At 71.9% G+C, this 19,689-nt stretch carries 19 protein-coding genes and 2 pseudogenes; 15 read left to right on the forward strand and 6 right to left on the reverse strand.

Annotated features, from left to right (window positions below; genetic code table 11):
* Window positions 1–172 precede the first annotated feature (172 nt).
* The 3 genes from BMZ82_RS12010 to BMZ82_RS12020 are packed head-to-tail and all read left to right on the forward strand — an operon-like array spanning window position 173 to window position 5,424.
* Window positions 173–1,969 (forward strand): tetratricopeptide repeat protein, encoded by a 1,797-nt coding sequence (locus BMZ82_RS12010; RefSeq protein ID WP_371271196.1) that lies wholly within the window; start codon window positions 173–175, stop codon window positions 1,967–1,969.
* On the forward strand, window positions 1,966–3,732 hold the full coding sequence (locus BMZ82_RS12015) for an urease accessory protein UreH domain-containing protein (RefSeq protein WP_093774677.1): 1,767 nt from the start codon (window positions 1,966–1,968) through the stop codon (window positions 3,730–3,732). Before BMZ82_RS12010 ends, BMZ82_RS12015 begins: the two co-directional genes overlap by 4 nt.
* A 60-nt stretch (window positions 3,733–3,792) precedes the next feature.
* On the forward strand, window positions 3,793–5,424 hold the full coding sequence (locus BMZ82_RS12020) for a serine/threonine-protein kinase (protein ID WP_093774679.1): 1,632 nt from the start codon (window positions 3,793–3,795) through the stop codon (window positions 5,422–5,424).
* A gap of 7 nt (window positions 5,425–5,431) precedes the next feature.
* On the opposite strand, the gene BMZ82_RS12025 is transcribed toward BMZ82_RS12020, so the two are convergent.
* Window positions 5,432–6,238 carry an SGNH/GDSL hydrolase family protein gene (locus BMZ82_RS12025; protein WP_093774681.1) on the reverse strand — a complete coding sequence of 269 codons (807 nt, stop codon included), beginning with the start codon at window positions 6,236–6,238 and terminating at the stop codon, window positions 5,432–5,434.
* A 534-nt stretch (window positions 6,239–6,772) separates the two neighbouring features.
* Here BMZ82_RS12025 and BMZ82_RS12030 point away from each other — a divergent pair.
* The 4 genes from BMZ82_RS12030 (at window position 6,773) to BMZ82_RS12045 (ending at window position 10,710) form a co-directional block, all read left to right on the forward strand.
* The gene (locus tag BMZ82_RS12030; RefSeq protein WP_093774683.1) at window positions 6,773–7,603 is read left to right on the forward strand and encodes a glycosyltransferase family 2 protein; all 831 of its coding nucleotides are present in this window, start codon (window positions 6,773–6,775) and stop codon (window positions 7,601–7,603) included.
* Window positions 7,600–8,607 carry a glycosyltransferase family 2 protein gene (locus BMZ82_RS12035; RefSeq protein WP_093774685.1) on the forward strand — a complete coding sequence of 336 codons (1,008 nt, stop codon included), beginning with the start codon at window positions 7,600–7,602 and terminating at the stop codon, window positions 8,605–8,607. The genes BMZ82_RS12030 and BMZ82_RS12035 overlap by 4 nt, the downstream gene beginning before the upstream one ends.
* Window positions 8,604–9,389 carry a polysaccharide deacetylase family protein gene (locus tag BMZ82_RS12040; RefSeq protein ID WP_177244459.1) on the forward strand — a complete coding sequence of 262 codons (786 nt, stop codon included), beginning with the start codon at window positions 8,604–8,606 and terminating at the stop codon, window positions 9,387–9,389. Before BMZ82_RS12035 ends, BMZ82_RS12040 begins: the two co-directional genes overlap by 4 nt.
* 211 nt (window positions 9,390–9,600) lie before the next feature.
* Entirely contained in the window at window positions 9,601–10,710 is a 1,110-nt protein-coding gene (locus BMZ82_RS12045; protein ID WP_093774687.1) for a DUF5925 domain-containing protein, read from the forward strand.
* 28 nt (window positions 10,711–10,738) lie between these two features.
* On the opposite strand, the gene BMZ82_RS12050 is transcribed toward BMZ82_RS12045, so the two are convergent.
* Complete coding sequence (locus BMZ82_RS12050) at window positions 10,739–11,464, reverse strand: TetR/AcrR family transcriptional regulator (protein WP_177244460.1); 726 nt, start codon at window positions 11,462–11,464, stop codon at window positions 10,739–10,741.
* A 119-nt stretch (window positions 11,465–11,583) separates the two neighbouring features.
* On the opposite strand from BMZ82_RS12050, the gene BMZ82_RS12055 reads away from it, so the two are divergent.
* Window positions 11,584–12,558, forward strand: a complete 975-nt coding sequence (locus BMZ82_RS12055) for an FAD-dependent oxidoreductase (protein ID WP_256251862.1) — start codon at window positions 11,584–11,586, stop codon at window positions 12,556–12,558.
* A gap of 236 nt (window positions 12,559–12,794) precedes the next feature.
* Here the strand turns inward: BMZ82_RS12055 and BMZ82_RS12060 are convergent, their stop codons facing one another.
* The gene (locus BMZ82_RS12060; RefSeq protein WP_177244461.1) at window positions 12,795–13,163 is read right to left on the reverse strand and encodes a GntR family transcriptional regulator; all 369 of its coding nucleotides are present in this window, start codon (window positions 13,161–13,163) and stop codon (window positions 12,795–12,797) included.
* Between the two features lie 95 nt (window positions 13,164–13,258).
* Here BMZ82_RS12060 and BMZ82_RS12065 point away from each other — a divergent pair, with 95 nt between their 5' ends.
* Both BMZ82_RS12065 and BMZ82_RS12070 read left to right on the forward strand, forming a co-directional pair.
* The gene (locus BMZ82_RS12065; protein WP_093774693.1) at window positions 13,259–14,188 is read left to right on the forward strand and encodes a GNAT family N-acetyltransferase; all 930 of its coding nucleotides are present in this window, start codon (window positions 13,259–13,261) and stop codon (window positions 14,186–14,188) included.
* Window positions 14,169–14,675, forward strand: coding sequence for a ribonuclease FAU-1 family protein (locus tag BMZ82_RS12070; protein ID WP_093774695.1), 507 nt, complete (start codon window positions 14,169–14,171; stop codon window positions 14,673–14,675). The genes BMZ82_RS12065 and BMZ82_RS12070 overlap by 20 nt, the downstream gene beginning before the upstream one ends.
* A gap of 76 nt (window positions 14,676–14,751) precedes the next feature.
* Here BMZ82_RS12070 and BMZ82_RS12075 read toward each other — a convergent pair whose 3' ends face one another.
* Window positions 14,752–15,366 carry a class I SAM-dependent methyltransferase gene (locus tag BMZ82_RS12075; protein WP_093774697.1) on the reverse strand — a complete coding sequence of 205 codons (615 nt, stop codon included), beginning with the start codon at window positions 15,364–15,366 and terminating at the stop codon, window positions 14,752–14,754.
* A gap of 138 nt (window positions 15,367–15,504) precedes the next feature.
* Between BMZ82_RS12075 and BMZ82_RS41725 the strand changes: the two genes are divergently transcribed.
* Window positions 15,505–15,639, forward strand: coding sequence for a hypothetical protein (locus BMZ82_RS41725; RefSeq protein WP_020128204.1), 135 nt, complete (start codon window positions 15,505–15,507; stop codon window positions 15,637–15,639).
* A gap of 22 nt (window positions 15,640–15,661) precedes the next feature.
* On the opposite strand, the gene BMZ82_RS12085 is transcribed toward BMZ82_RS41725, so the two are convergent.
* Complete coding sequence (locus BMZ82_RS12085; RefSeq protein ID WP_177244462.1) at window positions 15,662–16,132, reverse strand: GNAT family N-acetyltransferase; 471 nt, start codon at window positions 16,130–16,132, stop codon at window positions 15,662–15,664.
* 9 nt (window positions 16,133–16,141) lie between these two features.
* Window positions 16,142–17,032, reverse strand: coding sequence for an esterase/lipase family protein (locus tag BMZ82_RS12090; RefSeq protein WP_093774699.1), 891 nt, complete (start codon window positions 17,030–17,032; stop codon window positions 16,142–16,144).
* A 366-nt stretch (window positions 17,033–17,398) separates the two neighbouring features.
* On the opposite strand from BMZ82_RS12090, the gene BMZ82_RS12095 reads away from it, so the two are divergent.
* From BMZ82_RS12095 to BMZ82_RS12110, 4 genes and pseudogenes are all read left to right on the forward strand, one after another.
* Window positions 17,399–18,214 (forward strand): carboxymuconolactone decarboxylase family protein, encoded by an 816-nt coding sequence (locus tag BMZ82_RS12095; RefSeq protein WP_093774701.1) that lies wholly within the window; start codon window positions 17,399–17,401, stop codon window positions 18,212–18,214.
* Window positions 18,215–18,294: 80 nt separating this feature from the next.
* A pseudogene (locus BMZ82_RS12100) lies at window positions 18,295–18,702 on the forward strand (methionine adenosyltransferase domain-containing protein); the annotation flags it as partial.
* A 42-nt stretch (window positions 18,703–18,744) separates the two neighbouring features.
* Window positions 18,745–19,590 (forward strand): annotated as a pseudogene (gene metF / locus BMZ82_RS12105) (methylenetetrahydrofolate reductase [NAD(P)H]); the annotation flags it as partial.
* Window positions 19,571–19,689: adenosylhomocysteinase (locus BMZ82_RS12110; protein ID WP_143098845.1), on the forward strand; the 119-nt coding region annotated here is incomplete at its 3' end. The pseudogene metF and the gene BMZ82_RS12110, both read left to right, overlap by 20 nt.

Consider the following 19,689-nt stretch of genomic DNA (forward strand, 5'->3'; position numbering starts at 1 on the left):
CATCACGAACACCACTGCCAAGACCGCCACGGCCACAGTGACGCCTGAAGCCACCGCCGCCGTGGGCAACCCGACCGTGAACGAGGTGGCCGAGGCGTACACGGCAGAGGCGACACCCGAAAGCGCCAGCGCCATGGGCGACCCGACCGGGAACAACTCGGCCGAGACCGACATGGCCGGGGCGACGCCCGGAACCACCTCCGCCGTAGGCGACGCGGCCAAGGCCGACACGGCCGGGGCGACGCCCGAAGCCGCCGCCGAAGACATCACCGGCGAGGACGCAACGGGCGTGGCCGGCGGGGGCCACCTGCCGGAGCCGGAAGCCGCTGAGGCGGCGGATGCGGCGGCGGAGGCCGCAGTAGAGGCGGCGGCGGCCAAGGCCTCGACGGCCACCAGCCCCCGTACGCCGCTCGTCGACGCCCGCGTCGGTTCCGGAGCCGACTCCGACCCCGATTCCGACCCCGATTCCGACCTCGCCGACGGCACCGGCGCCGATGCCGGTGCCAGCCCCGATTCCCATCCCGGTACCGACCTCGTCGGCGACGCCGTTGCCAGCGCCGACGCCGACGCCGACGCCGTAACCCCCGCCGGGTCCGGTGACCGTGTCGCCGCTGTTCGGCGGGTGGGGGCTGCTGGGCGGCGGTGGCGGGGGGTGCAACTCGGGGCGTGTGCGGCCATGTTGGCGGTTGCGCTGACCGCCGGGGCGATCGCGCTGGGGGCGGTGCGGGACGGGCAGAACGTGCCCGTGGCGACCGCCGCCGCGGTCTCGCCGGGGCTGCTCGCCAGCGGCAACCTCGACTCCAGCATCACCGCGCTGCAAGCCCATCTCCGCGTCCAGCCCAAGGACTTCGGCGGCTGGGCCACCCTCGGACTCGCCTACGTCGAGCAGGCCCGCACCAAGGGCGACCCCTCCCGCTACCCGCAGGCCGAGCAGGCCCTCAAGCGCTCCCTCGCCCTGCGCCCCGACAACGACCAGGCCCTCGCCGGCCGGGCCGCCCTCGCCGCGGCCCGGCACGACTTCGCGAACGCCCTGACCTTCGCCGACCAGGCGCTGAAGCTGAACCCCTACAGCGAACGCGCCCTGTGCTCCCGGATCGACGCCCTCGTCGAGCTCGGCCGCTACGCCGACGCCGACCAGGCCGTCCGCGTCGCCGACGAACGGCGGCCGGGAGTGCCGGTGTTCACCCGCTACGCCTACGTCCACGAGCTGCGCGGCGACGTCACCACCGCCCGCCGCGTCCTGGACCGGGCGCTCGCCGCGTCGACCTCTCCCGGCGACATCGCCTACGTGGCGGCCCAGCTCGGCCAACTCGCCTGGAACCAGGGCGACTACACCACCGCGCTGACCGACTACGCGCGCGCCCTGGCCGCCGACGAGAACTACCTCCCGGCGCTGGAGGGCCGCGCCCGCGCCCAGGCGGCCATCGGCCAACAGGCCGAGGCCATCAAGGGGTTGGAGCTGATCGTGGCCCGCTACCCGCTGCCCGGCCCGCTGGTCGAGCTCGGCGAGCTGTACGACGCCCGGGGCGCCGCGGGCGACGCGGCGAAGGCCCAGGACCAGTACGTCCTGGTCGACGCGTGGACCGCCATCGCCCGCGCCAACGGCGTCAACGCCGACCTCGACACCGCGCTCGCCGCCGCCGACCACGGCGACAAGGCGACGGCCCTGCGCGCGGCCCGCGACGACTGGTCGCGCCGGCACACCGTGCACACGGCGGACGCGCTCGCCTGGGCCCTGCACGTCAACGGCAAGGACGCCGAGGCGCTCCCCTACGCCCGGCAGGCCACCGCCACCGGCTACCACAACGCGGCCTTCCTCTACCACCGCGGTGTGATCGAGAAGGCCACCGGTCACGCCGCCGACGCCCGTACCCACCTCGCCGCCGCCCTGAAGCTGAACCCCGGCTTCGCCACGCTGGGCGCCCGCGAGGCCCGTACGGCACTCAAGACGCTGGAGGCGGGCAAGTGAATTCGCGTCGTCTGCTCGCCTCCTGCGCGGCCGTGTTCACGGCCGGCTGCGCGCTCGCGCTGGTTCCTTCCGCCAGCGCGAGCGCACACCCCCTCGGCAACTTCACCGTCAACCGCTACGACGGTCTCGTCGCCGCCCCCGGCCAGCTCCGCGTCGACCACGTCGAGGACCTCGCCGAGATCCCGGCGACCCAGGCGAAGCCGGACCTCGAGCGGCTCGGGATGACCGAGTGGGCCCGCCAGCGGTGCGCGTCGGCCGCGAGCGGCAGCAGGGTCACCGTCGACGGCGCCGCCGTCGCGCTCACGGCGGGCAGCAGCAAGGCGATCCTGCGGCCCGGCCAGGCGGGGCTGCACACCCTGCGCGTCGAGTGCCGGCTGACGGCCCCGCTCCCCGACAAGAAGTCGATCACCGTCGGCTTCCACAGCGAGGGCGCTTCCACCGGCCCCGGCTGGCGTGAGATCACCGCCCGCGGCGACCGTATGACGCTGACCGACTCCGACGTGCCGAAGACGTCGGTGTCGGGCGAACTCACCAGCTATCCCAAGGAGTTGCTGTCCTCCCCGGCGGACACCTCGACCGCGTCGGTGACGGTGCGGCCGGGTGGCGCGGCCCTCGTCGAGGAGGGGCGCACCGCGCCGGGCGCGTCCGTGCTGCCGCGCGGCGCGGACCGCTGGACGCAGGATCTGAACGACCTGGTCGCCCGGCAGCACCACAGCGTCGGCTTCGCCGCGCTGGCGCTGGTGATCGCCGTCTTCCTGGGCGCGCTGCACGCGGTCGCGCCGGGCCACGGCAAGACCATCATGGCCGCGACGGCGGCCGCCCGCGGCGGCAAGGCCCGGATGAAGGACGTCCTCCCGCTCGCCGCCTCCGTCACCATCACGCACACCCTGGGCGTCGTCGCCCTCGGCCTCCTCGTCACCGCCGGTTCGGCCGCCGCGCCCTCGGTGATCGCCTGGCTGGGCCTGGCGAGCGGCGCGCTGGTCCTGTTCGCGGGCGCGAGCCTCGCCCGCCGCGCCTGGCGCAACCGCACCCCCGGCCACAGCCACGATCACGGTCACGACGACGACCCCGGTCACAGCCATGACCACGGCCCCGGACACGACCCCGGTCACAGCCATGACCACGGCCCCGGACACGACCACGGGCACCCCCACGGCCACGAGCCGGCCAAGCCCCCCGCCCGTCAACTCGCCCTCGTCGGAGCCCCCGCCGAACACACGCACGACGACCACGGGCACAGTCACGAGGCCGGCCACGAGCACGGCCACGAGCACCGTCACGACCACGCCGAGCACACCCACGACGAGCACGAGCACGAGCACGATCACCCGCATCCCCACCCTCACCCCCACACCCACGAGCACGGCCGTACCCACACCCACACCCACGGCGGCCACACCCACACCCACACCATCGCCCCCACGATCCGCGGCACGATCCTGCTCGGCTTCGCCGGCGGCATGGTGCCCAGTCCGTCCGCGGTGGTCGTGCTGGTCGGCGCGGCGGCGCTCGGGCAGGCCTGGTTCGGGCTGCTGCTCGTCGTCGCGTACGGCGTCGGGCTCGCGCTGACCCTCACCGCCGCCGGGTTCGCCGTCGTCCGGCTGGGCGCGGGCGCGACCCGTCTGCTGGACCGGCAGCCGCGCTGGACCAGCCACCCGGTCGTGGCGCTCGTCCAACGCAACCTGCCCCTGTGGTCCGCGTTCCTCGTCGTGGCCCTGGGCGCCGGACTGGTGCTCAAGGGGGCGGCATCCGTACTCGGCTGAGCTACGTTTGTGGAGTTGTGGAGGTTTTCGCCCGGAGACGAAGAGCGGAATGGGGTCGCGGTGTCCGAAGAATCGGGCAGTGAACGTCTGATCGCGGGCCGGTACCGCCTGCTGACCCCGCTCGGCGAGGGCGGCATGGGCACGGTGTGGCGGGCGCTGGACGAGGTGCTGCACCGCGAGGTCGCCGTCAAGGAGGTGCGCGCCCCGCACGGGCTGTCGGCCTCCGACGTCGAGCGGCTGTACGCCCGGCTGGAGCGCGAGGCCTGGGCCGCGGCCCGGGTCGCGAACCGGAACGTCGTCACGGTGTACGACGTGGCCACTCAGGACGGCCGACCGTGGATCGTCATGGAGATCGTGCGCGGCATCTCCCTCGCCGAACTGCTGGACGCCGAGGGCCCGTTGGAGCCCGCGCGGGCCGCGCACATCGGGGCCGAGGTACTGGCCGCGCTGCGGGCCGCGCACGAGGCGGGGGTGCTGCACCGGGACGTCAAACCGGCGAACGTACTGCTGTCGAACGACGGCCGGGTCGTCCTCACCGACTTCGGCATCGCGACCGTGGAGGGCACGTCCGCGCTGACCATGACCGGCGAGGTCATCGGCTCCCCCGAGTTCCTCGCGCCGGAGCGCGCGCTGGGGCGCACGCCGGGGCCCGAGTCTGACCTGTGGTCGCTGGGCGTGCTGCTGTACGCGGCGGTCGAGGGCAACTCCCCCTTCCGGTACGACACTCCGCTGAGCACCCTGCGCGCGATCGTCGACGAGGAGCTGCCGCCGCCGCGCCGCGCCGGTCCGCTCACGCCGGTGATCGAGGGACTGCTGCGCAAGGATCCCGCCGAGCGGATGCCCGCCGACACGGCCGAGCGCGACCTGCGGATCGTGGCGGCGGGCGGCGACCCGTACGAGGGCACCGCCCCGACGACGCCGCAGGCGCCGTACACGCCGTATCCGCCGACGGCCGCGACCCCTGCCGAGCCGTTCCGTCAGCAGCCGTCGCCGACCCCGCCCCAGCCCTGGACTGCGGCCCCGGCCGGTTCCTCGCCCGAGCCGCCGCAGCGCAACCGGCGCGCCGGGGTCGCCCTGGTCGCCGGGGTGGCGGTGCTCGCGCTGGCGGTCGCCGGGCTGACGTACGGGCTGCTGAACCGGGGCGACGGCAGCGGCGGCAAGGCCACCGGCGGGGTCACCGACAGCGGTACGGACATCGCGAGTTCGCCCGCGTCGCAGCCGGAGACGAGCGACGAGACGGCAGGCGAGTCGCCGAGCGCGAGTCCGAGTCCGAGTCCGAGCGAGAGCGCCTCGTCCGAGGCCCCGGCGCAGACCGTCGAGGTCACCGTCGCCGGCGCGAACACGGACTACTCGGGTTCCTGTCCGCCGGCGGACGCCGACGCGCCCGCCTTCACGGCGACGATCACCGTGGGGCAGGTGCCCGCGACGGTGTCGTACCGCTGGGTGTCGAAGGACGGCGAGCTGTCCGGGCAGACCTGGAAGACGCTCGACTTCCCGTCGGGCGGCGGCAAGTCCCAGCAGGACAAGGTGACCGTGTCGACGTACGCGGGCAGCGGGACGTACCAGAACGCGATCGGCGTCGAGGTGCGGGAGCCGGTGACGGCGACGTCCGAGAAGGTGCCGTTCTCGGTCACCTGCGAGACGGAGGCCCCGACGGACGGGACCTCCCCCTCACCCTCGCCGTCCGAGTGACGACGGCTCAGGCGGCGCTGTTCAGGACCGGCAGGTAGCCGCCCGACTGACCGGCCGCGGTCGGGTGGTAGGACTCGCCGATGTTCAGCAGGTTGAGGCTGTGCAGCCAGGAGCTGCCGGAGCAGATCTCATGGCCGGTGAACGGGGTGCGGACGTCGCCGAAGACGAAGCCGTGGGCGGCGGCGCGGCGGGCGGTCGCCGCGTCGAGGTAGTCGGCCGCGTTGTTGATGGCGGAGCGCTTGGCCTCGGACAGGCCCAGGCAGACGGTGCCGAGCCGGTAGAAGCGGGGGTAGCCGATGACGACGACGCGGGCGTTCGGCGCCTTGGAGCGGATCGTCGAGTAGACGGTGTCGAGTTTGCCGGGGAGCGTCGAGTCGACGTAGGCCCGGGCGGTGTTGATGCGGCTGAGGCAGGAGCTGTCGGAGCTGGTGACACAGGTCGTCATGACGTCGGCGAAGCCCGCGTCGTTGCCGCCGACGGTGACGGAGACCAGGCCGGTGGTGGAGTTCAGGCCGCCGAGCTGACCCGCCAGAACATCACCCGTACGAGCGCCCGAGCAAGCGGCGAACGTGAACGAGGCGGGGGCGTGAGCGGCGTTCCAGAGGTAGGGGTACGCCTTGGTGCTGCGCTTGCAGTCGCCGCTGGAGCTGATGTAGCCGCCCGCGCCGACACCTGAGGAGTAGGAGTCGCCGAGCGCCACATAGCCGCCGCCGGCGGCGAGTTGGGACCCTTGGGCCGAGGCCGAGCCGGTGAGGGCGGTGGCGACGGCGAGGAGGACTGAGCTGACGATGACGACAAGTCGGAAACGTCTCATGGAACCTCCCTTAGCAGGATCTCTGCCACAACTGTCGTAGCAATGACCCGCGTTGACGGGAAGTGTCCATGCCAAGTTTTGCGGTTTCCGGGCCCCTTTGGTCTCCCTCTGGAACACGTGTGCACATACACCGCACGCGTGTCCGCCACCGGACGCACCATTCTGTAACGGTCAAACGAACAAAAAGGTGAGAGGGCCATCAAGGGCTTGCCATCCGGGCTTAATCATCAATACCGTCATACATCTCACTCGTACGGACCGTCAGCAAGCGGCACCAGGGGAGGGCTCAGGGACCGCGACGGGATCCGGAGTGGGGCGCGGTAGGGGGGTGCCGTGCTCGGTGACCGCACATGGTGACCGAGTCGTGCCGCGCGGTCGGCTGCCGTCTTTCGCCGGTGGCCGGTCAGTTCTGCCAGCTCACCCGGTAGGTGCGGAGAGCGTTCCGCCACGGGTGAGAAACCCCCCTTTCGAACCGGACGTGGATTCCGGGCTGCCCGGGGGTGGGCGGCCCACCGGACGAGAGGGATCAGACTCATGAGTTCCGTTCTGCAACCGGCGACTTCGGGCGAGGACTTCCAGGACCCGTCGACCGTCGGCAAGTACCGGCCCATCTCCTCCCACCTGGCCATCACGCCACCGGTGAGCGTCGTCATCCCGGCGATGAACGAGGCCGAGAACCTTCCGTACGTCTTCAAGACCCTGCCGGACTGGATCCACGAAGTGGTCCTGGTCGACGGCAACTCCACCGACGACACCGTCCAGGTCGCACGCGACCTGTGGCCCGGCGTCAAGGTCGTCGCGCAGCAGGGCCGGGGCAAGGGCGACGCCCTGATCACCGGCTTCGAGGCGTGCAGCGGCGACATCATCGTGATGGTCGACGCGGACGGCTCGGCCGACGGCAACGAGATCGTGTCGTACGTCTCCGCCCTCGTCTCGGGCGCGGACTTCGCCAAGGGCTCCCGCTTCGCCAACGGCGGCGGCACCGACGACATGACGTTCGTCCGGTGGCTCGGCAACCGGGTCCTGTGCGCCGTCGTCAACCGCAAGTTCGGCGCCCGCTACACCGACCTGTGCTACGGCTACAACGCGTTCTGGCGGCACTGCCTGGACAAGATCGAGCTGGACTGCACCGGCTTCGAGATCGAGACCCTGATCAACATCCGGGTCGTCAAGGCGGGGCTGAAGGTGCAGGAGATACCCAGCCACGAGTACCTGCGCATCCACGGCGTCAGCAACCTGCGGGCCGTCCGCGACGGGCTGCGCGTGCTGCGGGTGATCCTCCGGGAGCGATCCAACCGGCGTGCGCTGCGCCGGCTCGTGCGCCGCTCGCCGATGCTCGACTCGGCCCGGGGAGAGGTGTCTTGAGCGCGATCGACGTCTCCGTCGTCATCTGCGTGTACACCGAGGACCGCTGGGAGGACATCCTCGCGGCGGTCGCCTCGGTGCGGGCGCAGACCCATCCGGCCCTGGAGACCCTGGTGGTCGTCGACCACAACGCGGCCCTCCTGGACCGGCTGAGAAGCGAGTACAAGGAGACCGCGCAGAGCGGCGAGGTGCGGGTGCTGCCCAACGCGGGCCCGCGCGGGCTGTCGGCCGGCCGCAACACCGGCATCGCCGCCTCGTACGGCGAGGTCGTCGCCTTCCTCGACGACGACGCCGTCGCCGAACGGGACTGGCTGCGCCGGTTCGCCGACCCCTACTCCGATCCCCGGGTGCTCGCGGTGGGCGGCCGGGCGGTGCCCGTCTGGTCGTCCGGCCGGCGGCCCGACTGGTTCCCCGAGGAGTTCGACTGGGTGGTGGGCTGCTCCTACCGGGGGCTGCCGCCCGGCCGGGTCCGGGTGCGCAACGTCCTCGGCGGCAACGCCTCCTTCCGGCGCAGCGCGTTCGACTTCGTGGGCGGCTTCGCCACCGGCATCGGACGCGACGGCAACAAGCGGCCGATGGGCGGCGAGGAGACGGATCTGTGCATCCGGCTCAGCCGCGCGAGACCCGACGCGATCCTGCTGATGGACGACCGCGCGGTCATCCACCACAAGGTGCCCGAGGCGCGCGAGCACTTCGGGTACTTCCGCACGCGCACCTACGCCGAGGGGCTGTCCAAGGCGCTCGTCGCCCGCAGCGTCGGCGCCGACAAGGGGCTGGAGACCGAACGCCGGTACACCACGCGGGTGTTGCCGGCCGGTGTGCTGCGCGGGCTGCGCGACCAACTGCTGGCCCGGCCCGGCGGCGCGCGGCGGGCGGGCGCGATCGTCACCGGGGTGCTGACGGCGGCCGGCGGGTACCTGGTCGGCAGTCTGCGGGCGCGGCGGGCGGGGACGACGTTCGCCGTGGTGCCGATCGCGCCGGACGACGTGGAGCGTGCCGCATGACAGCGGAGCGCGTGCCGATCCTCATGTACCACGCGGTCGCCGCCGACCCGAGCGACGCCACCCGCACCCTGTCGGTCACACCCGAGGCGTTCACGGAACAGCTCGCGGTGATCGCGGACCGGGGCCTGACCCCGCTCACCACCGCCGACCTCGCGGCCCGCTGGCGCACCGGCCGGCCGCTGCCGGACCGCCCGGTGCTGATCACCTTCGACGACGGCTACGAGGGCGTCCACCGGCACGCCCTCCCCGCCCTGGCGAAACACGGCTTCCCGGCCACCCTGTTCGTCTCCACCGGCTGGATCCGGGGGGCCTACGACACCGGCGGCGGCCTGGACACCATGCTCGACTGGGGTCAGGTACGCCAACTGGCGGACGGGGGCGTCGAGATCGGCGGACACAGCCACAGCCACCCGCAGCTCGACCAGCTCGACGACGCCCGGCTGCGCACCGAGCTGACCCGCTGCCGGGACATCGTCGCCGACGAACTGGGCGGCCCGCCCGCGTCGTTCGCCTACCCGTACGGCTACTCCAGCCGCCGGGTGCGGGCGGCGGTGCGCGGCCACGGCTTCGCCCAGGCCCTCGCCGTGGGCAACTCCCTCGCCCGCCGCGCCCAAGGCCCGTACGCCCTGCGGCGGGTGACGGTACGGCGCACCACGGACGCCGCCGAGTTCGAGCGGCTCCTCGACGGCCGGGCGATCGGCCGGACGTTCGCCCGGGACCGCGCACTGACCAAGGGGTACGCGGTGGTCCGGCGGACCCGGCGACTCCGACGGCCGGCGTGAGAGGGACGGCGTGGCGTGAGAGGGACGGCGTGAAGGGGGTGGCGTGAAAAGGGTGGTCCCGGCGGAGTCCGTCGGGGCCGCGCACGCCTGTCCCGGCCCGTCAGCCGCACCCGGCACACCCGACACACCCGACACACCGAAGACGCCGGGCACACCACGCGCCCTGCGGAAACCGGGTGCGGACGGGGCCCGCGTGCCCGATCATGGCCGCATGTCTGCCCAGCCACAGGACGCTCTGCCGATCCGGCTCAACGTCGACGACTCCGACTCCCCGTCCGACGTCGTCGACGCGCTGTTCCTCGGCCGCTTCGCGACGGGCGAGCAGCCGTACTCGCACGCCGCGAACATCGACCGCGTACGCTCCGGCGCGACCCTGCTGCCGCCGCAGGCCCGCGTGCTGCGGGTGGCCCGCGACGACGACCGCAGCGCCACCCTGGCCGAGGGGGACGGCTGGACGCTGCTGATCTCCCGCTGGAACCGCGGCGCGGACGTCACGGTCACCGCGACCACCGCCGAACTGGCCGAGAAGGTCCTCGACGAGGCCACCGACGGCGCGGCCGACGAGCCCGAACCCCAGCCGGAGAACGTGACCATGGGGTTCTGGTACGTCTCCCCGCGGCGCGGCCCGCACCGCACCACCCGCCAGATCTCCGCGGGCACCTGGGACGAGGTGCGCGCCAACTACACGACCCCGGTCGCCGAGGCGATGGACCGCCTGATGGGGACGACCCCCGACGACATCGCGGGCCGGCTGCTCCTGCTGCACGGCCCGCCCGGCACCGGCAAGACGTCGGCGCTGCGCACGCTGGCCCGGTCCTGGCGGGAGTGGTGCCAGGTGGACTGCGTCCTGGACCCCGAGCGGCTGTTCTCCGACGTCGGCTATCTGATGGACATCGCGATCGGCGAGGAGGACGGCACGGGCAAGGGCCGCTGGCGGCTGCTGCTCCTGGAGGACTGCGACGAGCTGATCCGCGGCGAGGCCAAGCACACGGCGGGCCAGGCCCTGTCCCGGCTGCTGAACCTCACCGACGGCCTCCTCGGCCAGGGCCGCAACGTCCTGGTGGGCGTGACGACCAACGAGGACCTGGAACGCCTGCACCCCGCCGTCGTCCGCCCCGGCCGCTGCCTGGCCCGCATCGAGGTCGGCCCGCTGACCCAGCGGGAGGCCGTGGACTGGCTGGGCCGGGAGACCGTCGACGGGGAGCAGGCCGTGGGCCGCGAGGGCGCGACGCTGGCCGAGCTGTACGCACTGCGCCGGGGCACCTCCCCGACCTCGCTGCCGGAGCCCCGGGGGCGGTCGGACGCGGGGCTGTACCTGTAGGTGCCGGCACGCCCGGCCGGCGGTACGGTCAACCGGACGCGGGCCGCAGGTTGTTCATGAGCTGGCCGAGGGCGAACTCGAAGCGGTCGTGTCCGGTGCCGGAGATCAGCTCGGCGGCGTGGCGTCGGGTCTGCGGGAACTTGTCGGCCGGCAGTGCCGTGAAGCGGTCCAGCAACTCCTCGCGGCTGAGCACCCATTCCGGATCCTGGTGCCTGCGCCGTTGCCGGACCAGCGACTGTTCCAGTGCGTAGGCGCTGACGTAGAGGGACAGCGCGTCGCGGGCCCAGCCGGCCGTCCTCGGTTCGATGCCGCCCGCGAGCAGGATCGCCAGGATTCCTTCGCCGACCCGCAGCGTTTCCAGGCTGGTCGGCACCATGGCCAGCGCGGCGCGCGAGATACCGGGGTATTTCAGGTACAGGTCGCGGATCTGCGTGTACACGCCGAGCAGTTGCTCGCGCCAGGCGGCCGGGTCCGGTTCGGGGAGCACGACCTCGGCGTAGAGCCTGCCGAGCAGCAGGTCGTCGATGTCGTCCTTGTTGACGATGTGCGCGTACAGCGACGACGGACCGGTGCCGAGCACGGCGGCGACCCGGCGGATGGTCAGCGCGTCGTACCCCTCGGTGGCGACGACCTCCAGGGCGGCGTCGGTGATCCGTTCGACGGTGATCGGCTTCTTGCGTGCTGCCGACGCGGCCGGCTCCGCGGCGGGTTGGGCGTGGCGCGCTGCGCGGCGTTGGCGGGGATCGGCGGACATGGCCACCACTGTACCTTGACACGATCTTAGTTCGTTGATTAGAACTTAGATCGTCAGAACGAACTAAGTTCGTAACCAGGTTCGTAACCAAGTTCGTATCGATGTCCCGGAGGTGCGTGATGCGAGTTTCCGTTGTCGGAGCCGGTCTGGGAGGTCTGGCTCTCGCACAGGGTCTGCGGGGTGCCGGGATCGAGGCCGACGTGTTCGAGCGCGACCCCAAGATCTCCGCCCGGTTCCAGGGCTACCGGCTCGTGCTGAACCCGACCGGTTTCCAGGCGGTGCGCGACTGCCTGCCGACGCGCTGGCACCCGCTGCTGGACGAGATCGTCATGGACGCCTCCGCCGAGCAGTTGGTCCTGGACACGAAGCTGAACGAGATCGGCAGGCTCGGCGCGGGCCGCACCGGCATCGTGGTCGACCGGCAGGTGCTGCGCCACCTGTTGCTGACGGGCCTCACGGTGCACACCGACGCCGCGCTGACCGGCTACGACGTGCTGGCCGACGGCCAGGTCCAAGCCCGGTTCGCGCACCGCGACCCCGCCACCGCCGACCTGCTCGTCGGCGCGGACGGCATCACCTCCGCGGTCCGCCGGGTGCTGTCGCCGCGGACCGCCCCGACCGACACCGGCGTCCGGTTCGTCATCGGCCGCACCCCGCTGACCGACGAGTTCGCCGGCCTGTCCAAGGCGTACGGCTCGAAGATCGCGGGCGACGGCGTCAGCCTGCTGCTCGGCGCGATGCGCTTCCGTACCCCGCCGAAGCAGGCCGCCGAGCGACTGGCCCCCGAGGTCACGCTGCCCGACATCGGCGACTACGTGCGCTGGGCCATGATCCTGCCGTCGAACGGCAACGGCTCGCCGGCGGAGCTGACCGCGCAGGACGCCGTGCTGTCCAGGATGGAAGGCTGGCACCCGGAGCTGCGCGCGCTGATCGAGCAGGCCGACCCGGACAACAGCACGCTGCTGTCCATCCGGGTGGTCAAGCCCGGTGAGCGCTGGGCGTCCGGCCCGGTCACGCTGCTCGGCGACGCGATCCACGCCACCTCCCCGACCGGCGGCAACTGCGCGACGCCGACCTGCTGCGCCGCCGCCTGATCGAGGCAGGCGAAGGCCGCCAGGAGCTGCTCAGCGCGGTCGACGCCTACGAGCGGCAGATGTTCGAGTACGGCGCGGAGGCCGTGCGCAGCAGCCTCGAGAAACTGCCCGCCTTCGCCCCCGAAGCGAAACTGTCCTGACGCCGAAAGGCACCTGGTGCGCGGGGTGGCGCTGGTGTCCTTGTCACCCTTGCTCGGCGCTCGGTGACTCGTTCACCGCGGGACCGCTGATCCCGATCAGGCCTGGTAGGCCGCGCGCAGGGCATCCCGGACGGCCGCCGTCGCCTGCTCCTCGGTGAGCCCCAGCCGCCTTGCCCGCTCGGCGTACGCCTGCGCCGCGCCGGCCGCCTCGCGCTCCGCCGCCGGACCCGACGCGGCGACGAACGTGCCGTTGCGCCCCCGGGTCTCGATCACGCCGTCCGCCTCCAGCGCCCGGTACGCCTTGGCGACGGTGTTCGCGGCGAGGCCGAGCGACTCGGCGAGGCCCCGCACCGTCGGCAGCCGGTAGCCGACCGGCAGCGCTCCCGACCGGGCCTGCCCGGCGATCTGCGCCCGCACCTGCTCGTACGGCGCGGCGCTCTCATCGATGTCGATCTTCAAGGTCACGGCCCGATTGTCCCGCACCCAGGGAAAACGAGGGGTATGCATGGGGGCATAAATGAGAGGCAGAGGCGCGGCTCCCGCCCGTAGCGTGCGCTCACATGACCGTCATCGTGCGCGATCTGCGCCCCGGCGTGCCTGCCGACCTCGAGGGTTTCATCCGGGTCAGGCACCGCGCCCTGCCCTACGTGTTCTTCAGCCCCGCCTCCCTGCTGCACGGCCTCGCCCTGTCCCACCCGGGCGCGCACGCCCGCAGGCTGGTCGCGGTGGCGGACGGCGAGATCATCGGAACGGCACAGGTGGGCCTCGCCCATGACAGCCCGGAGCCCGGACAGGGCGCGCTCAACGTGTACGTGGACCCGGCGCGCACCGGACACGGCGCGGGCGCCCTGCTGGTCCGTACGGCCGAGGAGCACCTGACGGCGCACGGGGCGACGAAGCTGTTCGCCTGGGTCCTGGACGAGCCGGGCAACCGGGTCTTCGCCGAGCGCCACGGCTACCGGGCGAGCCGCTCCGCCCACTTCCTCCGCCTGGACCTGGCCGGCGCTTCCCTGCCGCCGCTCCAGGATCCCCCGCCCGGCGTCGAGCTGCGTACGGCCGCCGACTTCGCCGACGACCCGCGCCCGCTGTTCGCCCTGGACGCGGAGGCGGGTTCGGACGAACCGGGCGACATCCAGACCGAGTTCACGGACTACGAGGCGTGGGTGGCGGAGTACTGGCGGCATCCGCACCTGGACCGGGAGCTGACCTCGGTCGCCGTCGCCGAGGGCCGCCCGGTCGCCTTCAGCGTGGCCCACACCGACGGAGCCGCTCGCTACACCACCGGCATGACCGGCACCGCCCGCGCCCACCGCGGCCGGGGCCTGGCCAGGCTCGTCAAGAACGACTCCCTGCACCGCGCCCGCGCCGCGGGGTACACGAAGGCGTACACGGGCAACGACACGGACAACGGGCCGATGCTCGCGATCAACAAGTGGTTCGGGTACGAGATCTGCGCGACGGAGGTGCGGTATGTCCGCGAACTCGGCTGAGCCGGCGCCGGTGCGTCCGGTGGACGTCGTCCTGGTCAAGGCCGGCCGGACGAAGATCAGGTACGCGGCCGAACTGCTCTCGGACGACGGCACGCGCATCGCCGTCCGCGCGCCCTGGGCCGGCGACGGCGTCCGCGACTTCGGCTTCGTGCGGTTCGAGGCGGGCGACGTCTTCACGGAGTACTACTGGCGCGACCGCTGGTACGCGGTGAAGGAGGTCCGCGACCGGGCGGGCGCCCTGAAGGGCTGGTACTGCGACATCACCCGCCCCGCCACCCTGTCCGGCACCGAACTCACCGTCGAGGACCTCGACCTGGACCTGTGGCGCTCCGCCGACGGGACGGACGTCCGACGACTGGACGAGGACGAGTTCGAGGAGAGCGGCTTGCGGGAGCGCGATCCGGCAGCCGCCGAGGCAGCGATGACCGCCCTCGACGAACTGGACGCCCTGGCCCGCAACGGCGACTTCGAGACCCTGCTCGCATAACTCGTATCAACTTGCATAAGGGGCTGCTCGCGCAGGGGGCTGGTCATGTACGGGGGCTGGTCATGTAGGGGGCTGCTCACACCGTCGCCACCACCGCGTACCGCTCGTCCTCCACCTCGCCGCCCCACAGTCGCGCGTCGTCGGACAACCGCTCCACGCGGGTGTTCCCGGCGAGCGGGGCCAGCAGGGCGGTGAGGCGGTCCGCCGGTATGCCGACCGGGGTGACGGTCCCCCACACGCCCTCGACCAGCACGAGCCGCCCGCCGGGGCGCAGCAGGCCGCGCCAGTGCCGCAGGACGCGGGCGGGGTCGGGCAGGGTCCACAGCACGTGCCGGACGAGCAGGGCGTCGAAGCGCTGCCCGCCGACCGGGGGCGCGGCCGCGTCACCGAGGAGGAACACCGCGTCGTGTCCGGCGAGTTTGGCGCGGGCCAGGTCGATCATGGGTGGGGACAGGTCGACGCCCGTCACCCGGTGTCCCTGTTCGGCCACGAGGAGCGAGAGAGTGCCGGTGCCGCAGCCGAGGTCGAGGACGGCGCAGCCGCGCTCCGGCAGCCAGGTGCGCAGCCGCCGGGCCCAGGCGGCGCGCACCTCGGGGTCGCGCAGGCCGTGGTCCGGCTCGTCGTCGAAGGCGGGCGCCGCCGCGTCCCAGTCGACACCCGGCGGAGTCGGTTCGTCACTCTTTTTTGGCATGTGCCCAAGAGTGACACCCACCACTGACAATCGAATCGTGATGCCCGCCACTGACAGATCGGGGGCGATGAGGAACTCTCCCCAAAAGGGTCCACCTCCGTGAGAACGCGGAACCAGGTGGCTCTGAAGGAGGCAGCCATGCGCCGCACGACCGTGCAGAAGCCCCTGAAGAAGACGGACTCCCGCCGGATCCGCGACGAGGTCGACGAACGGCCCGCCGGCCGCCCCGAGGTGCGCAAGGACATCGCCCGCACCTGGTGGCCGGACGGCTGACACCGCCCGCTGACGGACGCCGTCAGTCCAGCCGCTTGCGGTAGTGGAGGCGGTCGTACGCCCCCTCCACGCGGCGCTCCACGAACTCGTAGCCGTACTTCGGGTAGATCTTCTGGTTCTCCCACATCTTCGCGTGCGTGCAGAGCCTGACCTCGGACAGGCCGAGCGCACGCGCGTATGCGTCCACGAAGTGCAGCAGCCGCCGCCCGACGCCCGTGCCGTGGGCGTCGGGGCGGACGGCGATGCTGTCGAGGTACAGGTGGTCGGCGAACGCCTCGACCACCACCAGGCCGACCACCGCGCCGCCGGCCGGGTCACCGGTCACGTACACCTTCCCCGCGGCCACGTCCGCCGCGTGGTCCGCCCCCATGGGCAGCGGCACGCGTCCGATGCGCTCGATGTAGGGCGTGTACGCCGCGTCCGTGACGGCCTTCACCGCCGCCACGTCGGCCGCGGTGGCGGGCCGGATCTCCTCGCTCGTCGTGCCGTCCACGCTGACGGGTCAGCTCAGGGCGGACGCGCAGGTGGTGGGGGTGGCGTGGGCAGGGTCGAGCGCGTTGGCCACCTCGTGGTAGGCGATCCGGTCGGACAGTCCGATCGCCACGTGCTCGGAGAGGTCCAGCGGGCACAGGTCCTGGAGCAGGACGTTGTGCACGTCGGAGCCGCTGAGGTACTGGCTGCGCCACGGCGTGACCACCTCGTCGTACCGGGTGGCGATGACCGTGTAGTGGACGCCCGCGACGGTGTCGCCGCCCGCGTTGAGCCTGGTGAGGAAGGCCGAGCCGGCGATCTGGTCGGCGAGGCCGGGGACGGCGGCCGAGAGGTGCTCCTCCGCGCCCGGGAAGTAGGGCAGCAGGTTGGCGAGGCCGTCGAGCGTGGTGCCGTGGTTGCTGGGGGCGAGGCCGACGAGCGCGTTCACCTTGGCGGCGCCGCCGAGGAACTTCAGGTAGTGGCGCGGCATCATGCCGCCCTGCGAGTGGCCGACGAGGTCGGCCTTGGCGGCGCCGGTCGCGGTGAGCACCTTGTCGACGAAGACGGAGAGCTCCCCGGCCGACTTGTCGACGGGGCCGAGGCCGTCGAAGAGGGGGACGCCCGGCAGTTGGCCGTAGTCGAGGGAGAAGACGCAGTATCCGCGGACCACCAGGTAGGGGGCGAGGGCCAGCCAGTTGTCGATCGAGTTCCCGAAGGTGCCGGGCACGAGGACGACGGGGCGGGGGTGGGCGGCGGAGGGCTCGCAGGAGTAGTCGTTCCAGCCGCTCGACAAAGCGGTCGCGCTGGAGGCGGAGGTGGAGGGAGTGGTGTCGGCGTGGGCGGCGGTCGCGGGGACGGTGACGGCCGCGGCGGCCAGCAGCAGTGCGGCGAACGGTCCGAGCACGCGCTTCCAGGGCAGCATCGTGTGATCTCCTTGCGGCTCAAGGGGGTGCGATGGCCTTACGCCCTGCGATCCGGATCACGAGGATGCTGTTCACTCGTCAAGTTACGGTTGAGTAGCAGAAGTGTGAAGTTGCACGTCGGTAAAAACTTCCAGTGATAGTCAGCGACAGCCGGGGTCGCTGACATTCCGTCACCAGGCGGGCCTGAAGGGACAGTAGGGGGCAAAGTGTCCCGACAGGTCGCGCAACACGCGCACTGCGCCGTCGGCGTTCGTCGCGGGAGTCGTGGGAGTCGCGGGAGTCGCGGGAGTCGTCGAAGAGGGCGAGGTCGACGAGGCCGGGCTCAAATTGCTTGGTGTGCGCTCCAATTACTAACCTGGCGCAGCATGACTGAGCCTGATTCCCCGTCAGCGCAGACCGACACCCGATTCGATCGCGGCCTCGCCATCCTCGGTGAGGTGTCCGGCACGGGCGGCGCCGCCATCGTCGACGCGCTGGCCGACATCGCCCCGGACCTCGGCCGCTTCCTCGTCGAGTGGGCCTACGCCGACATCTTCGATCGCCCCGGACTCGACTTGCAGGAACGCGAGTTGGCCACGGTCGGCGCGCTCGCCGCGCTGGGGGACACCGCACCCCAGCTTCAGTTCCACATCGACGCGGCCCTCCGGGTCGGCGTCACCCCCGTGGAGATCGTGGAAGCCCTCGTCCATCTGGTCCCCTTCATGGGCTTCCCGCGCGTGCTCAACGCGATCCGCGTCGCCCGGGGCGTCTTCGCCGACCACGGTGTCACCGTCGACCCGGTGGTCATGGACGACGACCGCGACCGCTACGAGCGCGGCGCCGAGAACCTGGTCAGGGTCGACGGCCAGCACGGCCTGGACGTCGTGGACTCCCTGAAGGACATCTCTCCCGACCTGGCCCGGTACATCGTCGAGTTCTCCTTCGGCGACATCTACCACCGGCCGTGGCTGTCGCCGCAGCGCAAGCAGCTCGTCACCGTCGCCGCCCTGACGGCCTTCGGTGACACGGCGCCCCAGCTTGGCGTGCACATCGGAGCCGCCCTCAACGTCGGCCTGAGCCCGACCCAGATCGTGGAGACCCTGACACAGGCGACCCCGTACGCCGGCTTCCCGCGCGTCCTCAACGCCATCCGAGCAGCCCGGGAAGTCTTCGAGAAGCGAAACCTCTCCGTAGAGCCGTAAAGCGGTAAAGCGGTAAAGCGGTAAAGGCGGTACGGCGGTACGGCGGTAGCGGCATACCCGTGGAAACACGGCCGTAGTGTTCGTACGGCGGCATGGCCCGCCACGGCGGCGGCGCGTTCTCGGGCAAGGACCCGTCGAAGGTGGACCGTTCGGCCGCGTACGCGATGCGCTGGGTGGCGAAGAACGTGGTGGCGGCGGGTCTGGCGGCCCGCTGCGAGGTGCAGGTGGCGTACGCGATCGGCAAGGCCGAGCCGGTCGGTCTCTTCGTGGAGACCTTCGGCACCGCCAAGGTCGACGCCGAGAAGATCGAGAAGGCCATCGACGAGGTCTTCGACCTGCGCCCGGCCGCCATCATCCGCGACCTCGACCTCCTGCGCCCGATCTACGCCCAGACCGCCGCGTACGGCCACTTCGGCCGCGAACTCCCCGACTTCACCTGGGAACGCACCGACCGGGTCGAGGCGCTGCGCAAGGCAGCGGGTGTCTGACATGCGCATCGCTGTCACAGGGTCCATCGCCACCGACCATCGTTCTTTCCACCGAAGACGGAGGCGGGTACTCGGGTCCTGTGGGACGCCATCCGCCGGATCGAACCGCTCGCACCCTCCTTCGTGTCGGTCACCTACGGCGCGGGCGGCTCGTCCCGGGACCGCACGGTGGAGATGACCGAGCGGATCGTGAACGAGACAACGCTCCAACCCGTGGCGCATCTGACGGCGATCGGGCACTCGACGGCCGAACTGCGCCGCATCATCGGTCAGTACGCGGACGCGGGAGTGCGGGACGTGCTGGCACTGCGCGGCGACCCGCCGGGGGATCCCAACGCACACTGGTCACCGCATCCGCAGGGCCTTCGGTACGCGCATGAACTGGTGGCGCTGGTACGGGAGTCGGGTGACTTCAGCGTCGGTGTCGCCGCCTTTCCCGAACGGCATCCGCGCTCCCCGGACTGGGAAAGCGACATCCGGCACTTCGTGGCCAAGTGCAAGGCCGGCGCGGACTACGCGATCACTCAGATGTTCTTCCATGCGGAGGACTATCTGCGGCTGCGTGACCGGGTTTCCGCAGCCGGCTGTGACACCCCGCTCATCCCGGAGATCATGCCCGCCGTCGACATCCGGCAGATCGCCAGGTTCGCCGAGCTGAGCCACGCCACCTTTCCCGACGACCTGGCCAGGCGTCTGGAGGCGGCCCGGGACAACCCGGCGGAAGGCCGCAGGATCGGCGTCGAGTACGCCACCACGATGGCCGACCGGCTCCTCGACGAAGGCGCTCCCGGCCTGCACTACATCACGCTGAACCGTTCCACGGCGACGCTCGAAATCCACCGCAGCATCCTGGACTCAAGGAGCACACATGCCCTCGCGCACGGCTGACTTCACCGATTTCAAGGTCGCCGATCTTTCCCTGGCCGTTTTCGGCCGTAAGGAGATCACTCTCGCCGAGCATGAGATGCCGGGTCTGATGGCGATCCG

It is taken from the genome of Streptomyces sp. yr375 (assembly GCF_900110755.1).
GTDB lineage: Bacteria > Actinomycetota > Actinomycetes > Streptomycetales > Streptomycetaceae > Streptomyces.

Excerpts from the sequence above, each read along its gene's own strand:
- BMZ82_RS12010 (WP_371271196.1), top strand. The coding sequence starts at position 173 with ATGGCCGGGGCGACGCCCGGAACCACCTCCGCCGTAGGCGACGCGGCC.
- BMZ82_RS12025 (WP_093774681.1), bottom strand. The coding sequence starts at position 6,238 with ATGAGACGTTTCCGACTTGTCGTCATCGTCAGCTCAGTCCTCCTCGCC.
- BMZ82_RS12030 (WP_093774683.1), top strand. The coding sequence starts at position 6,773 with ATGAGTTCCGTTCTGCAACCGGCGACTTCGGGCGAGGACTTCCAGGAC.
- BMZ82_RS12040 (WP_177244459.1), top strand. The coding sequence starts at position 8,604 with ATGACAGCGGAGCGCGTGCCGATCCTCATGTACCACGCGGTCGCCGCC.
- BMZ82_RS12045 (WP_093774687.1), top strand. The coding sequence starts at position 9,601 with ATGTCTGCCCAGCCACAGGACGCTCTGCCGATCCGGCTCAACGTCGAC.
- BMZ82_RS12050 (WP_177244460.1), bottom strand. The coding sequence starts at position 11,464 with ATGTCCGCCGATCCCCGCCAACGCCGCGCAGCGCGCCACGCCCAACCC.
- BMZ82_RS12055 (WP_256251862.1), top strand. The coding sequence starts at position 11,584 with ATGCGAGTTTCCGTTGTCGGAGCCGGTCTGGGAGGTCTGGCTCTCGCA.
- BMZ82_RS12065 (WP_093774693.1), top strand. The coding sequence starts at position 13,259 with ATGACCGTCATCGTGCGCGATCTGCGCCCCGGCGTGCCTGCCGACCTC.
- BMZ82_RS12070 (WP_093774695.1), top strand. The coding sequence starts at position 14,169 with ATGTCCGCGAACTCGGCTGAGCCGGCGCCGGTGCGTCCGGTGGACGTC.
- BMZ82_RS12075 (WP_093774697.1), bottom strand. The coding sequence starts at position 15,366 with ATGCCAAAAAAGAGTGACGAACCGACTCCGCCGGGTGTCGACTGGGAC.
- BMZ82_RS41725 (WP_020128204.1), top strand. The coding sequence starts at position 15,505 with ATGCGCCGCACGACCGTGCAGAAGCCCCTGAAGAAGACGGACTCCCGC.
- BMZ82_RS12090 (WP_093774699.1), bottom strand. The coding sequence starts at position 17,032 with ATGCTGCCCTGGAAGCGCGTGCTCGGACCGTTCGCCGCACTGCTGCTG.
- BMZ82_RS12095 (WP_093774701.1), top strand. The coding sequence starts at position 17,399 with ATGACTGAGCCTGATTCCCCGTCAGCGCAGACCGACACCCGATTCGAT.